Consider the following 14,253-nt stretch of genomic DNA (forward strand, 5'->3'; position numbering starts at 1 on the left):
TAAGAACCTCTAAAAAAGTAGAAGCCCAGATGGGCTTTTATCTACTGTGTACATAAGTGTGCACATATTTGGAATTTAGAATACTTTTATTGTTTTTAAAGTATTGATATTTATAATAAAAACACTTAAACACTAGTATTTTTAGCATAAATATTGGCCTGAATCCATAGGTTGCCACGAATATATTGGCCAATGTTAAAGTTTCTATACAATTGGTTTTTAGTGGCAATACGAATCAGGATTGCCGGTAAATCATCTTCTAAAACCAGGGTTACGTCATACAGGGTATATTCATCCTGCATAAACTGCATTTGAGTTTTACCAACGATATTACCCTGGAACCAGGCCTCATCTTCCTGACCTAAAGTTTCACCGAATAAATAAGCCACCATTTTAGAAAAGTCGACCGTGACAGGTTCTTGATCTTCTGGTGTTTTTGGCTGCCACTCATTAATCAGTTCCTGTAAATTTTCAGGCGCTACACCATTATGTTCTGCCAAAATTGCATTTAAAGCGCGATGATGTTTAATCGAAGCAGGATCATCTACAATGATTTTCTCATCTGCAGCCACTACTTCCAATTCATAGGCCCAAGCATTAAATTGAACTTTATAGCTTTGATTTTTGTCATATTGACAGCTATTTACACTGAATAGATTATCAAAGGCATAAATGGTGGTATCTTTATTTAAATTTAACCGTAATACGGCCTGAGTGGCAGAATCACAGGTAATAATGCGCTCAATTTTAGCATCATATTTATACGGGCTTTCGAAACTTGGAAAGGCAGTTTTTAACGCACGTGGTTTCTGGTCTTCCACCGCGATGATCTGGTTAATCGAAACAGATTCACCGCTTGGGCCCTGAATCAACCAGAATGCCTGATCCATCTCATGTTCATCTTCACATAGCCCCATTGGCATAACCGGTGCATCAAGGGCCAGTCCTAACCATTTGGGAACATCAGTTTCGGGTGTATCTGTCAATAAGTTCCAATGCTCGACATGATTACCGAAATTTTGATCTTGAATTTTAATGATTTCTGGACTGTTTTGATTTTTCATAAAGCGAGAGGCTAAAAAGATTGAACTTATTCTATTAAATCGAGGGTAACCGGGATATTTCAAGTCTGAATCTGTAATTCTCTAAAATTTATTTTAATTTTTAAGCTGATATCAGCCTCTACTCCAGTCGAAGCAAATGAAAAAATGCATGGGATGACCGCCGCTTTGTTAACTCTACTTTTCCCGTAATCTGCTACACTAGTCTTTTCTTCTCAAGAGTTTTCGTCAACGTGCTGCCATTTAAATTGTGGGTAGATGCTGATGCTTTACCTAAAATTTTACGTGAAGTGATTTTACGCGCATCCGATCGTTATCAACTTGAAGTGACCTTTGTCGCCAACCAGAATGTCGGTATCACCCCATCCATGCGGATTAAATCCATTCAGGTGATGAGCGGGGCAGATCAGGCAGATCAGGAAATTGTGGAACGCATGCAAGAAAATGACATTGTCATTACACAAGATATTCCACTGGCGGCACAAGTGATTGAAAAAGGGGGAATTGCCATTCACCCCCGTGGTGAGATTTATACCACGGCCAATGTAAAAGCACGTCTTCATCTACGTGATTTTATGGATACCTTACGTGGGGCTGGGGTACAGACCGGTGGGCCACCACCGATTTCAGAACGAGATAAACGTGAATTTTCCAGTTCTCTGGATCAGACCATTTTAAAACAAAAACGAAAAACAGCATCTTGAGTTGAGTATGCCATCACGTATTAATCTCATGCTCACTTATGGACTACTGGTCTTTATCTGGGCAACCACGCCGCTTGCAATTGTGTGGAGTGTTTCGGACCTGCATCCGATGTGGGCATTGCTGATCCGCTTCTTTATTGCGTTGCCTCTGGCGGTAACCGTATTGTTGCTGTTAAAAGTGAAATTTCCCACTCATAAAATTGCCTTATTGAGTTATGCCGCAGGCTCATTGAGTCTGATTGGTTCGCAAATCTTTACTTATGCGGCCACGGCTTATCTGAGTTCGGGGCTAATTGCCTTAATGTTTGGTCTGGCGCCGATTATGGCGGGATTGATTGGTCGTTTTGGTTTTCAGCAAAAACTGGCGGGCTTGCAATGGCTGGGAATGGCAACATCAATTATCGGCTTGGTCATGATTTGCTTGAGTGGTAGCCAGCAGCATGTACAGCCGATTGGCATTATTTTAATGCTGATCAGTGTTTTTTCTTATTCATTGTCGATTTTTCTGGTCAAGAAAATTAATGCAGATTTGCCGGTTATGGCGCAGGCCACCGGCTCAATTCTGGTCTCAACCTTATTGGCTACATTATTGATACCGTGGATCTGGCAATATGCCCCAACGCATTTTCCTTCTGCGAAGTCTTTGTTTGCACTGACCTATACCATCGTGATGGCTTCGTTAATTGCCATGTTCTGTTATTTTAAGCTGGTGCAGAACTTACAGGCGACCACATTATCACTAACGACTGTCATGACACCGATGCTGGCGATTCTGATCGGCGCTTATCTGAACCATGAACAGATATCAGCTCAGGTCTTTGTGGGCGCGAGTATTATCCTGTTCGGTTTAGTGCTGTACTTCTTCAGGGATTTAAGGGCATATCGCCGTTTGAAATCTTAAGGATGGAATCAGCTGGCTTCACTTTGTTGAGCCTGTCGAATACTTGCAGCCAATTTAGCGCGATCTTGTGGATTGAGTGTAATAAAATAGGCACCGATACGGAATTTTCCCTGTTCTTCCGCGGTGCTATGGGCAACTTGCGCAATGGCTGCGATATGGAAGAAATTTTCAGGGTGGCTCAGGGTAATGTGGATATAGGTACCTTGATTAATATCTTGAGAACTAAAGAAACTTAATCCATTCTCGGAAACATTGACCTGCTCAGGAACCGGCAATAAGGATTGCACGATATTGTCATAATAAGACCCCGTAATCAGGTTTAATTTCTGGTTAAAAAGGGATAAGATGCGAGCAATTTGTTGATCTTTTTCATTTAATTGTTCTAATTCGTAGCGAAACGCATGATCAAATTGATCTAATTCTGCAAGTAGTAGAAAATAGCGGGGCAAAACGAAATGGGAATCATACGGGTCATTCAGCGCTACATCATCGGGAATGATTTGATAGTTGATTCTCAACACGGCATCAATACGAGACATCACACGACGTTCAGTGTTGTCGTCAACAAGATGATGTTGTGAATTTTCCATAATAAATCACCTCGGACTAGATGGTATGTTTAAGCCAATTTCGCTGTATATAGGGTTGAGATACACTCGTGCTCAGCGGAGTAATCATTTTATTTCTTTTGTCGCCTTAGTTTCCATGATCGGCTTGACCCTTGGTGTTGCTGTGCTGATTACAGTGCTATCGGTCATGAATGGTTTCGATCGCGAATTAAAAAATCGTGTCCTTGGAATGGTTCCACAAGCCACTGTTTCTTCTAATCAAATTCTAACAGATTGGCCTGAGCTTGTAAAAAAAGTTGAGCATCACCCGCATGTCACAGGTGCTGCGCCTTTTACCCAATTGCAAGGGATGTTGACTGGGCAAGGGCAAGTCGCCGGTATTATGGTGACAGGGATCGAGCCAAAATATGAAAGCAAGGTGTCGATTATCCAGAACCATATGGTTGCAGGTGATTTAAATGCATTAAAAAAAGGCGAGTTCGGGATTGTCCTCGGTAAAGATATGACCGATGCCTTGGGTCTGAGCCTGAATGACAGCGTGACCTTGGTACTGCCTGAAGCGACGCCGTCCCCAGCAGGTGTGGTGCCACGGTTTAAGCGCTTTAAAATTGTCGGCATTTTTAGTGTCGGTGCAGAAGTTGATTCTACAGTTGGCTACATTGCCTTGAATGATGCCTCAACCTTATTACGTTTGCCGGATGGTGCCCAAGGTGTACGTCTTAAAGTGGATGATATTTTTGCGGCACCGAATGTGGTGAACCAGATTGTTAAACAATTACCAGATAATTTTTATGCAACCAGCTGGAAAGAAACGCATGGGAGTCTGTTTGGTGCGGTGCGAATGGAAAAGAATCTGGTAGGTTTACTGCTGTTTCTGATTATTGTGGTGGCTGCATTTAATATCGTTTCGTCACTGGTTATGGTGGTCACCGATAAAAAGGCAGATATTGCAATTCTGCGTACCTTAGGTGCCTCACCAAGATTTATTACGTCTGTCTTTATTGTACAAGGGACCATTATTGGGGTGGTGGGTACGGTGACAGGAGTGATTTTAGGCAGTGCTTTTGCCTTAACCATCAGTGATCTGGTGGGCTGGTTAAATCACACCTTTGGACTTAATTTATTTAGTGGTTATGTCATTGGCTATTTACCTTCTTATTTACGCTGGCAAGATGTCCTGATTGTTGTGACCGCATCTTTATCTATCAGTTTTTTAGCAACAATTTACCCTGCTATCCGTGCAGCGAAAACGCAACCAGCCGAGGCATTACGTTATGAGTAAGATCGTTCTAGAATCAAAAAATATCTTTAAGCATTTCGATGATGGCAAAAGCAAAGTTGAAGTGATCAAAGGCTTATCCCTGCAAGTCAATGCTGGCGAGTTCGTTTCGATTGTGGGTTCAAGCGGTTCAGGTAAAAGTACCTTGTTGCATGTGTTAGGCGGTTTGGAGCAACCCTCGGAAGGACAAGTCTTCTTACAAGGTCAACGCTTTGATAATTTAGGCGAAGCGGAGCGTGGCTACAAGCGTAACCAATATTTAGGTTTCGTTTATCAGTTCCATCATTTATTGCCAGAATTTACTGCATTGGAAAATGTGGCAATGCCTTTAATGTTGCGCAGTGAGAGTAATTTTAAGGACGTAAAAAAGCAGGCAGAATATCTGCTGGATCGTGTTGGCCTGTCTCATCGTATGGATCATAAACCGGGTGAATTGTCCGGTGGTGAACGGCAACGTGTGGCTTTGGCGCGTGCTCTGGTGACCAAACCTGCGGTGGTGCTGGCAGATGAACCGACCGGAAATCTGGATCGTAAAACCGCACTCAGTATTTTCGAGCTGCTCACCGATTTGAAAAAAGAACTCAATATGGCGATGTTGATCGTGACCCATGATGAGCAACTGGCCCAGGCGGCGGATTCAATTTTGCATATGCAAGATGGTATATGGGTGGGTGAGCATGTTTAAACCCATTTCGTTTTATATTGGGCTGAAATATACACAGGCGAGGAAAAAAAGCCGTCTGGTGTCGTTTATTTCATTGATGACCATGATTGGTCTCACTGTGGGTGTTGCGGTACTGATTACGGTTTTGTCCGTGATCAATGGTTTTGACCGGGAATTGAAAAACCGTATTTTAGGAATCGTGCCACAAGCGACGATTGCCTCCACTCAGATTATGACCAACTGGCAAGACCTGGCTCAAGATATTGCTAAACAGCCCCATGTGGCTGCTGTTGCACCCTATACCCAGTTACAGGGGATGTTGACTGCCCATGGAGAAGTGACTGGGATCATGATCTCAGGCATTGAACCGGAATATGAAAAACAGGTCTCTATTGTTCATAACTATATGCAAGCTGGTAGTCTGGAGGCCTTGAAGAAAGGCAAATATGGTATTGTGATCGGTCAGGATCTGGCAGACAGTCTAGGCTTGAAGCTGAATGATCCGGTGACGCTTGTGTTACCTGAAGCCACCAATTCATCCGCAGGGGTAGTACCTCGATTTAAACGTTTCGAAGTGGTGGGTATATTTAAAATTGGTACTCAGGTCGATTCGATGGTGGGATATGTAGCATTAAATGATGCTTCGACATTACTACGCTTGCCGGAAGGTGCTCAAGGCATTCGCTTAAAGCTGGATGATATTTTTGCTGCACCGGAGATTTCCGAGAGTATTATCAAAAAATTACCAAGTAATTTTTACGCTTCGAACTGGACCTATACGCAAGGTAACCTATTTAGTGCCATTCAAATGGCAAAAAATATGGTCGGGTTATTACTGCTCCTCATTATTATCGTGGCAACCTTTAATATTATTTCATCCCTGATGATGTTGGTGACAGATAAAAAATCAGATATCGCCATCTTACGTACTTTAGGTGCATCACCCTTATTGATTACTCAAATCTTTATGGTACAGGGCACAATCATTGGTGTGATTGGTACCGGATTGGGCACCGTTTTAGGGATTATTTTATCGTTAAGCATTGGTAATATTGTGTCTTGGGTGAATACCACTTTTGGATTAAATTTATTAGATGCCTATTTTGTGCATTATCTGCCTTCATATTTACGTTGGCAAGATGTATTGCTGGTGGTAAGTGTTTCATTGTTATTAAGTTTACTGGCAACAATTTATCCTGCCTTACGTGCAGCAAAAGTTCAGCCGGCAGAAGCATTGCGCTATGAATAATGCATAAATATTGAATAAGACCTCTTGTTAAAGCTCCGAAAAGGGGCTTTAATTTTATCTTTAGAAAAACTAAATCCAATGTTAAGAAATGTTGAAAATTATTTTGTTCGGCTGGATTGCCGGTATTACTTTGATGGGGCAGGATTTCCATTTTATAGGACAAACATGGTGGATATGGCTGATTTTAGCAAGTCTGATATTCGCTTTAGGACAATATAAAAGGCAGCGCTATTTTCAGAGAGCTTGGTATAAGGCGCTCCTTTTAAGCAGTTGCAGCTGGGCATTGTGCTGTACCGGTTATCATTATGCTGATGTGGCTTTAGAAGAACGTTTAAGTTTAAGAGAACTTCAGGTTCAACCATTTGAAGCCATTGTTTATATTAAAAAAATAAATGAACTAACAGATGAAGGGCAAAAACAGATTGCTGAAGTCCTCAATCGGCATAGCCAGCCAGTAAATTGGTTACTGTATCTGAATAAAGCATCTGAGCAAACCATGCAGCAGCCGAGCTTACAATTGGGTCGCTATTATCGGATCAACGGGATAATCAGGCCTGCGCATAGTTATGCCGTAGCAGGAGCATTTGATCAGGAAAAATGGTTTTTACAGCAGAATATTCTCTCTGTATTTTCAGTCAGGCAGATTCAGCCGTTAAGCCCTGATGAGATTTATCGTTTGGGTTATCAGCAACACGATAAGCAACAACGTACGCTCAAAGCCAGATTGCTGTTAAAGATTGAAGGCATGCGGCTGGACTTCCGGCAAATGCTGCAAACAAGCTCTCTGCAACATCCAGGTTTGCTGCTAGCTTTGCTGACTGGCGATGAAAGCCTGTTGACGAGCGAGCTAAAACAGCAATTCCAATTGCTGGGAATATCCCATTTACTGGCTATTTCAGGGCCTCATGTACTGATCTTTGCCTTGATGCTGACCTGGTTATGCCAAAGGTTGATACAGCGTTATTGCCCGAAATTATATTTATGGAAACCCAGACAGATTCTGGTTATTTTTCCTTTTGTTGCCAGTGTTGTACTTTATGTAGCTTTTGTCGGTTTTGAGATTCCGGCTATCAGAACGCTGTTCACAGTGCTGATTGCCAGTCTTTTCCTGATCTTGCGACAGTCTATGCAACCTCTGGCTTTGCTGATCTATAGTGCTAGCTTACTGCTGATTTATGATCCATTTAGCATTTTGTCGGCAGCATTCTGGTTATCTTACGGGGCCTGTTTTATTCTGCTACGAATCTATCAAACGACAGCACACTTACCTCAAGATCAAGTGCAGACCTCAATACAAAAGATGATACTGGCAATTAAAGTGTTGATTGATGCTCAATGGAAAGTTTTTATTGCCTTATTGCCACTGGTGATTATTTTCTTTCAGCAAGTTTCCTGGGCAGCTCCATTGAGTAACCTGATTGCAATTCCGCTATTAAGTGGCGTGGTGGTGCCGCTAGACATTCTTGCTGCTTGTCTGTGGCTGATCATTCCTGCATTGGGTCTATTGTTGTTTCAGCTGAATGATCAGTTGCTTGCATTCTTGTTGTGGGGCTTAAACGGTTTACAGCACCTGTTCCCAGCGTTATACGGGGTTAGTTATACACCTGGCATGATGCTGAGCTTGATCTTGGGATTGGTCATTTTATTTATGCCTAGAGGTAGCGTACCCAAGCTTTGGGCCGGCATCTGCTTTTTGCCCATGCTTTTAGGCGTCAACACCCAATCTACAACTTTAACTATTCTCGATGTGGGACAAGGACAGGCTATCTTTTTACAGCATCCGCAACAGACATTAATGATTGATACGGGCGGGAATTATGACGAGCGCAAATTTGGTATTGGTGAGCGAGTCGACATCCCGTTCCTAAGACAGCAGGGTATTCGTAGCTTGGATCACGTCATTCTATCGCATCTGGATCAGGATCATAGCGGTGCATTTCCGGCTATACAAAATGCCTTTGCGATTACTCAGGTGCAGTCAAGTGAACGAAGTGAAAAGCTCCCGTTTAAGGACAATTTCTCCTATTGCCAACAGGGTCAGCATTGGTCATATAGCAATCTTAAAATTGAGATTTTGTCGCCTACGCAAGATGGCCTGAATTTTGCCAAACATCAACAGAATGAACAATCTTGTGTGGTCTATCTGCAGTTTCTCAATGCTCGACCTTATCAAAACTTTCTGATTATGGGCGATGCAGGTTGGGAAACCGAATTTAAGTTGCTACAGCAATATCCAGATTTAAAAGTAGATGTTCTGGTTTTAGGCCATCATGGCAGTAAAAATAGTTCTGCTTATGATTTTTTAAAAGTTTTAAAACCCAAGCTGGCGATTGCCTCAGCTGGCTTTAATAATCGTTATGGGCATCCGAGCCGGGAAGTCCAAAAGCGTCTGCAAGCTCTGAATATTCCGTTACTTAATACTACACGAACAGGGTCGGTGAATTTCCTGTTTGAGCATGGCAAAGTTGAGATAAAGCTGCAACGGCAGCAAAGGAAATGGTTACAACGAGAATAGCCTAAGCAAACTCTTCTTGGGCTTGCTGACGAACTGCAGCCACCTGAGCCAGTGCCTCCTGTTCATCAATATCATAAATTTTCTTCAGCGCGGGATTGGCACGAAAGCGTTTATAGCTCCAGTGATAGTGTTCCGGATAGCGTTGAATCAGTTGTTCTAAAGTTTGATGAATGATCAGGGTACCGTGCTCGGCACTGCCTTCATAAATTTGAGGATTGACTGGCTCAATGAACATATCAAAGCCATCTTGCTCATTTCTTTTGGTGTAAAGCAACAGGGCTTTGGCCTTGGTTTTCTGGATCAGCTTGGCACTTAAACTGCTGGAAGCTAAAGGAATACCGAAATAATTCACCATGTCACCGCCATGATCGGGAGTATGATCGGGCAAAATGGCGGTGGTACCCCCTTGTTTTAAGGCTTTAAAAACTTGTCGTACACCACTTTCATCGGTCGGGACCAGATGCGCCTGCTCACGGCTACGTGCATCACGGACAAACTGGTCAGCATCAGGATTCTTAACGGGCTTATATAAGATGGTCATTTGGGTATATTGTGCTAACCATGCATTCATTACTTCCCAAGTGCCAAAATGAGGAACAACCAAGACCACGCCTTTTTTTTCTGCCAGCGCTTCATGCAGGTAGTGTTCGCCCTGAACAGTATCAATACGCTGAATATTCTTCTGATTATGTGCCCCCCAGATACTCAAAAACTCGAAATAAGAGGTGAGTTCATTCTGAATGGCATGTTTGGTTAATAATTGTCTTTGTTGCGGCTCCATATCTGGAAACGCGATCTTTATATTCAGGCGAATAATTTTTGAAAGTTTAGATAGTTGAAAAGTATTGACCAGTCCAGCAACCAGACGTGCCAAAAAACGACCTAATTGAATCGGCTGACGACTTAGGAGCTTGATGAGACGGTAATTTGAGCTGATCGTTCTGGAATGGGTCATGGAGGCGGTATGAGAAAAATTACAAAGGAAAAGTATAATGTAAAAAATAATTATAAGTTAAAACAAGTTATTTAAACAGTTTTGTTGAAATCAGCGTATATAATAAAGCCACTTTAAAACATATTGGATTGGAATCTTATGTCCGATTGGCCACCAAAACCAAAAAATGAATCAACAAATAGTGACAATGTTACGGGCAAAGAATGGCAGATTTTAGAAAAAGCCGTTCTTGCCTCTGTAGAGGAACAGCGACGTAGCCGTCGTTGGAGTATCTTTTTTAAATGTTTAGGCTTCGCTTATTTACTTATTGTCCTGATTGCAATGACCAAGAGTTGCTCGACATCGACAGAGAAATCAACCACCAATATCAGCAGCGACCATCTGGCCGTGATTGATATTATAGGGACAATTGATTCATCTGCCGGTCAGTCGACTGTTAACAGTGAAGATACCAATAAAGCGCTTAAACGAGCGTTTGAGGCGAGTGGCAGTAAAGCAATTGTTTTAAATATTAACTCTCCTGGTGGTTCACCGGTACAGTCAGATGAAATCTGGCAGGAAATTCGCTACCAGAAAAAACAGCATCCAGACAAGAAAGTCTATGCAGTAATTGGTGATATGGGTGCGTCAGGTGCATATTATATTGCGTCTGCTGCTGACGAAATCATTGTCAATCCATCGAGTTTGGTGGGTTCCATTGGCGTGATCATGCCAAACTACGGTTTAAGCGGACTGGCACAAAAGTTAGGAATTGAAGACCGGACTTTAACTGCGGGCAGTAATAAAGATATCTTAAGCATGACCAAGCCATTAGATCCGGCACAAAAACAACATGTGCAATCTGTACTGGATAATGTCCATACTCACTTTATCAATGCGGTAAAAGAAGGTCGTGGCAAACGTTTGAAGACTAACGATCCAGCGGTATTCTCTGGTTTATTCTGGACAGGTGAACAGGCGATTGCTTTAGGTATTGCAGATCGTAGCGGTAGCATTACCACACTGATGCGTGATCTTAAAGTTGAACAAAAAGTGGATTATACCGTTCAACGTAATCCTTTTGAGTCGATTTTAGGCCGTATGGGCGCCAAGATTGGTGAAGGAATTAGCAGTTCGCTTGCGTCACAGCTGGAAACTCAGCAGAACGCGAAAATTCAATAACAGGTCAAATTGTTCCAACTTTATTAAAGCAATGCTTTTGCTGGAATAGATTCATCATACTCAGGCTGTGTTTTCACAGCCTTTTTTATTGTAAAAATAACTGGGCAGTTCTTGTTTTGATTTGCAATACATGTGTAGAGCAGGATAATTGAACGATCAGTGAAAACAAATAAAGAACCCTTTATGAAACCCTTGATTCATTTTGCCCATGCCAACGGCGTCCCTTCTAAAGTTTATCAAAAGCTGTTTGATCAGTTGAAAGATCAATATGACATTATTTATCTGGCTGAAATTGGCAATGACAAACGTTATCCGATTACGCATGGCTGGACACATCTGGTCGATCAGGTCATTGATAATATTGTTCAGCAAGCCCAAGGACGCCAAGTGATTGGTGTAGGACACTCTTTGGGTTCGGTCCTGACTTTAATGGCTGCCTATCGTCGTCCCGAGTTATTTTCCCAAGTGATTATGCTGGATCCACCTCTAATCATCGGTAAAGCCTCTTTTGTGTTTCATTTGGCTAAACTCTTTAAACCTAAGCTGGTGGATAAAATTACCCCTGCGGGTTTATCTGCACGCCGTCGTGACCATTGGGAGTCGCGTGAACAAGCGGCTGAGCTGCTGGGTTCGCGTGGTTTTTACCAACATTTCGATGCCGACTGTTTTCAAGCCTACATTGATCATGCCTTAACCGTTGATCCACAGCGGGGCGGTGTTACTTTAACCATTCCTAAGCAGGATGAGGTGAAGCTGTTTAGAACAACACCATCAATGTGGTGGTTACCAATGCCAAAACCACCCGTTCCTGTACAGTTAGTAGTAGGCCAAGATAGTGTGTTTTTAAAAGAGAAATTTCCGCAGGTTGCGAAAAAGAAACTGGGTATTCCATTTTCTGTTGTTGAAGGGGGGCATATGTTCCCATTGGAGCATCCACTGGATACCGTTGAGAAAATTAAAAGTCTGGTGCTTTGATTGTTTTGATGAGAAATACTGAGATTATTCTAAATGCACTGGGTTTGCTGGGTTATGGGCAAGAAAGTTGCCAAGCAAGCGTGCTGAATTTTTTTGATGCTTATCAACAACGGGTTGAATATATCAGCAATTTTTTAGATATATTTGGCCTTGCGTTAAGCAATGTGCAAGCCCAAGACCAACTTGTAAGCGTATTTGATCGATTCAATCATAAAAACTGGCAAGAAATTGATCAGTATTCATTTCAAGAGGGTGAGTATTACTGCTTTCTTCGCATCAAAGTTTTTCTATTGCATTTAGCTGATGAACATGACGCAGATGAAAGCATGGAGTGGTTAAATATTTTTCAAGAAAAATATTTAACCTATCTTTTAAAGTCATAAAAAAACGCATCCTTAGATGCGTTTTATTTTTTAGAATTGAGCAAACTGAATCGGTCGTTCTAAAGGCTTCTGGTTAAAATAGGCTTGGCCATTTTGCCAGCGCAGTTGACCTGTACAAAACCATTGCGCGACTTGAGGATAAATAAAATGCTCAAGTTCATGCACGCGTTGCGCCAAAGTCTCTACCGTATCATGTAAACCTACCTGAATGGCAGATTGCGCAATACTTTGTCCGGCATCCAGTTCAGCTGTCACAAAGTGAACGGTACAACCATGCAGACGGTCTCCGGTATTTAATACCCGTTGATGGGTATTAACGCCTTTATATACAGGCAACAGAGAAGGGTGGATATTTAACATTTTACCTTGCCATTGCAGCACAAAATCTGGTGTTAAAATCCGCATAAAACCTGCAAGGATCACCAGATCCACCTGCCATGCTAGCAGTTGCTGGTGCATGGCTGCATCAAAGCTTTCGCGATTCGGGTAATCTTTATGTGAAATAACAGCGGTTGCAATATTGGCATCTTTCGCACGTTGTAATGCATAAGCATCAGCTTTGTTTGATAACACACCAATGATTTGCCCTGACAGATTTGCATCTATCAGGGCCTGTAAGTTACTACCGCTGCCTGAAACAAGGACAGCAATTCTCATTATGCAAAGATCACGCGAATTTTTTCGTCAGCGCCTTCAACTGATTCAGCGTTTTCCTGAATGTGACCAATTTTCCAGGCTTTTTCACCTTGAGCATTCAAGACCTCAATGGCTTTGTCCGCTTCACTTGGATCAACTGCAATCACCATACCAACGCCACAGTTAAAGGTGCGATACATTTCAAAGCGTTCTACGTTACCTTCGCGTTGTAACAACTGGAACAATTCAGACCATTCCCAGCTTGATTCATCAATCACTGCTTGAGCGCCGTTTGGAAGAACACGCGGTAAGTTACCTGGTAAACCACCACCGGTGATGTGAGCCATGGCATGTACATCAACTTGTTTGCAAAGTTCGAGGACCGGTTTTACATAAATGCGCGTCGGTTCCATCGCAACATCGGCAAGTGGGCGACCATCAACGATTTGAGTTAGATCTACATTTTTAACATCTAAGATTTTGCGTAGTAATGAGTAACCATTTGAGTGCGCACCGCTTGATGCCACACCGATCAGTACATCACCAGACTTCACTTTTGTTCCATCAATAATTTTACTGTGTTCAACTACACCGACAGCAAAACCGGCAAGATCGTAATCTTCGCCTTCATACATACCAGGCATTTCGGCAGTTTCCCCACCAACCAATGCACAACCAGCAAGTTCACAACCTGTACCAATTCCTGTCACTACATTGGCAGCCACATCAACATTTAGATGACCCGTTGCATAGTAGTCGAGGAAGAAAAGTGGTTCAGCACCACAAACAAGCAAATCGTTAACACACATTGCCACAAGATCTTGACCAATGGTGTCATGACGATTGAGATTAAGTGCCAGACGTAATTTGGTGCCTACGCCATCTGTGCCTGAAACCAATACAGGTTCTTCATAACCTTTTGGAATTTTGCATAGCGCGCCAAAACCACCAAGACCGCCCATTACTTCAGGACGAGTGGTGCGTTTCGCGACAGATTTGATACGATCGACTAATGCGTCGCCCGCTTCAATGTCGACGCCCGCATCTTTATAGCTTAAACCAGTGTTTGAGGTAGAAGTTGAGTTGCTCATAGTGAAGTCTCCGCAGTGGCGGCAGATTATAACCTGAATATACGAAACTCTTATGTTATTTATGCTCGAAAATGCTATCTTTAATTAAAATTTTTTTTATTTATAACGAA

The 14,253-nt window shown here is 42.4% G+C and carries 14 protein-coding genes; 9 read left to right on the forward strand and 5 right to left on the reverse strand.

What is annotated here, in order from left to right; all coding sequences use genetic code 11:
• Nucleotides 1-125: 125 nt before the first annotated feature.
• On the reverse strand, nucleotides 126-1,064 hold the full coding sequence (locus tag MSG93_RS01560) for a hypothetical protein (protein WP_324619352.1): 939 nt from the start codon (nucleotides 1,062-1,064) through the stop codon (nucleotides 126-128).
• Between the two features lie 230 nt (nucleotides 1,065-1,294).
• On the opposite strand from MSG93_RS01560, the gene MSG93_RS01565 reads away from it, so the two are divergent.
• Together MSG93_RS01565 and MSG93_RS01570 are read left to right on the forward strand one after the other, a co-directional pair.
• The gene (locus tag MSG93_RS01565; RefSeq protein WP_005284529.1) at nucleotides 1,295-1,765 is read left to right on the forward strand and encodes a YaiI/YqxD family protein; all 471 of its coding nucleotides are present in this window, start codon (nucleotides 1,295-1,297) and stop codon (nucleotides 1,763-1,765) included.
• A gap of 7 nt (nucleotides 1,766-1,772) precedes the next feature.
• Nucleotides 1,773-2,666, forward strand: a complete 894-nt coding sequence (locus MSG93_RS01570; RefSeq protein WP_324619355.1) for a DMT family transporter — start codon at nucleotides 1,773-1,775, stop codon at nucleotides 2,664-2,666.
• An 8-nt stretch (nucleotides 2,667-2,674) separates the two neighbouring features.
• Here MSG93_RS01570 and MSG93_RS01575 read toward each other — a convergent pair whose 3' ends face one another.
• Nucleotides 2,675-3,256 (reverse strand): PilZ domain-containing protein, encoded by a 582-nt coding sequence (locus MSG93_RS01575; RefSeq protein ID WP_005229403.1) that lies wholly within the window; start codon nucleotides 3,254-3,256, stop codon nucleotides 2,675-2,677.
• A gap of 25 nt (nucleotides 3,257-3,281) precedes the next feature.
• On the opposite strand from MSG93_RS01575, the gene MSG93_RS01580 reads away from it, so the two are divergent.
• From MSG93_RS01580 to MSG93_RS01595, 4 genes are all read left to right on the forward strand, one after another.
• Nucleotides 3,282-4,517 carry a lipoprotein-releasing ABC transporter permease subunit gene (locus MSG93_RS01580; protein WP_005229405.1) on the forward strand — a complete coding sequence of 412 codons (1,236 nt, stop codon included), beginning with the start codon at nucleotides 3,282-3,284 and terminating at the stop codon, nucleotides 4,515-4,517.
• A complete protein-coding gene (gene lolD, locus MSG93_RS01585) occupies nucleotides 4,510-5,199 on the forward strand; it encodes a lipoprotein-releasing ABC transporter ATP-binding protein LolD (RefSeq protein ID WP_324619358.1) in 690 nt (229 codons plus the stop codon). The genes MSG93_RS01580 and lolD overlap by 8 nt, the downstream gene beginning before the upstream one ends.
• Nucleotides 5,192-6,427, forward strand: coding sequence for a lipoprotein-releasing ABC transporter permease subunit (locus MSG93_RS01590; protein ID WP_005229407.1), 1,236 nt, complete (start codon nucleotides 5,192-5,194; stop codon nucleotides 6,425-6,427). The genes lolD and MSG93_RS01590 overlap by 8 nt, the downstream gene beginning before the upstream one ends.
• An 88-nt stretch (nucleotides 6,428-6,515) precedes the next feature.
• Complete coding sequence (locus tag MSG93_RS01595; protein ID WP_324619361.1) at nucleotides 6,516-8,942, forward strand: DNA internalization-related competence protein ComEC/Rec2; 2,427 nt, start codon at nucleotides 6,516-6,518, stop codon at nucleotides 8,940-8,942.
• Between the two features lies 1 nt (nucleotide 8,943).
• Here MSG93_RS01595 and MSG93_RS01600 read toward each other — a convergent pair whose 3' ends face one another.
• The gene (locus MSG93_RS01600) at nucleotides 8,944-9,933 is read right to left on the reverse strand and encodes a lysophospholipid acyltransferase family protein (protein ID WP_324620644.1); all 990 of its coding nucleotides are present in this window, start codon (nucleotides 9,931-9,933) and stop codon (nucleotides 8,944-8,946) included.
• A gap of 102 nt (nucleotides 9,934-10,035) precedes the next feature.
• Here MSG93_RS01600 and sppA point away from each other — a divergent pair, with 102 nt between their 5' ends.
• The 3 genes from sppA (at nucleotide 10,036) to MSG93_RS01615 (ending at nucleotide 12,416) form a co-directional block, all read left to right on the forward strand.
• On the forward strand, nucleotides 10,036-11,058 hold the full coding sequence (sppA, locus tag MSG93_RS01605; protein WP_005284545.1) for a signal peptide peptidase SppA: 1,023 nt from the start codon (nucleotides 10,036-10,038) through the stop codon (nucleotides 11,056-11,058).
• Nucleotides 11,059-11,241: 183 nt separating this feature from the next.
• Nucleotides 11,242-12,033, forward strand: coding sequence for an alpha/beta fold hydrolase (locus MSG93_RS01610; RefSeq protein WP_005284547.1), 792 nt, complete (start codon nucleotides 11,242-11,244; stop codon nucleotides 12,031-12,033).
• The gene (locus MSG93_RS01615) at nucleotides 12,030-12,416 is read left to right on the forward strand and encodes a hypothetical protein (RefSeq protein WP_324619364.1); all 387 of its coding nucleotides are present in this window, start codon (nucleotides 12,030-12,032) and stop codon (nucleotides 12,414-12,416) included. Before MSG93_RS01610 ends, MSG93_RS01615 begins: the two co-directional genes overlap by 4 nt.
• A 30-nt stretch (nucleotides 12,417-12,446) precedes the next feature.
• On the opposite strand, the gene purN is transcribed toward MSG93_RS01615, so the two are convergent.
• Nucleotides 12,447-13,076 carry a phosphoribosylglycinamide formyltransferase gene (purN, locus tag MSG93_RS01620; protein WP_171067883.1) on the reverse strand — a complete coding sequence of 210 codons (630 nt, stop codon included), beginning with the start codon at nucleotides 13,074-13,076 and terminating at the stop codon, nucleotides 12,447-12,449.
• Nucleotides 13,073-14,143, reverse strand: coding sequence for a phosphoribosylformylglycinamidine cyclo-ligase (gene purM, locus MSG93_RS01625; RefSeq protein WP_005284556.1), 1,071 nt, complete (start codon nucleotides 14,141-14,143; stop codon nucleotides 13,073-13,075). Before purM ends, purN begins: the two co-directional genes overlap by 4 nt.
• Nucleotides 14,144-14,253: the final 110 nt, after the last annotated feature.

Origin of the sequence: Acinetobacter sp. IK40 (genome assembly GCF_035615075.1) — a bacterium.
Lineage (GTDB): Bacteria > Pseudomonadota > Gammaproteobacteria > Pseudomonadales > Moraxellaceae > Acinetobacter > Acinetobacter courvalinii.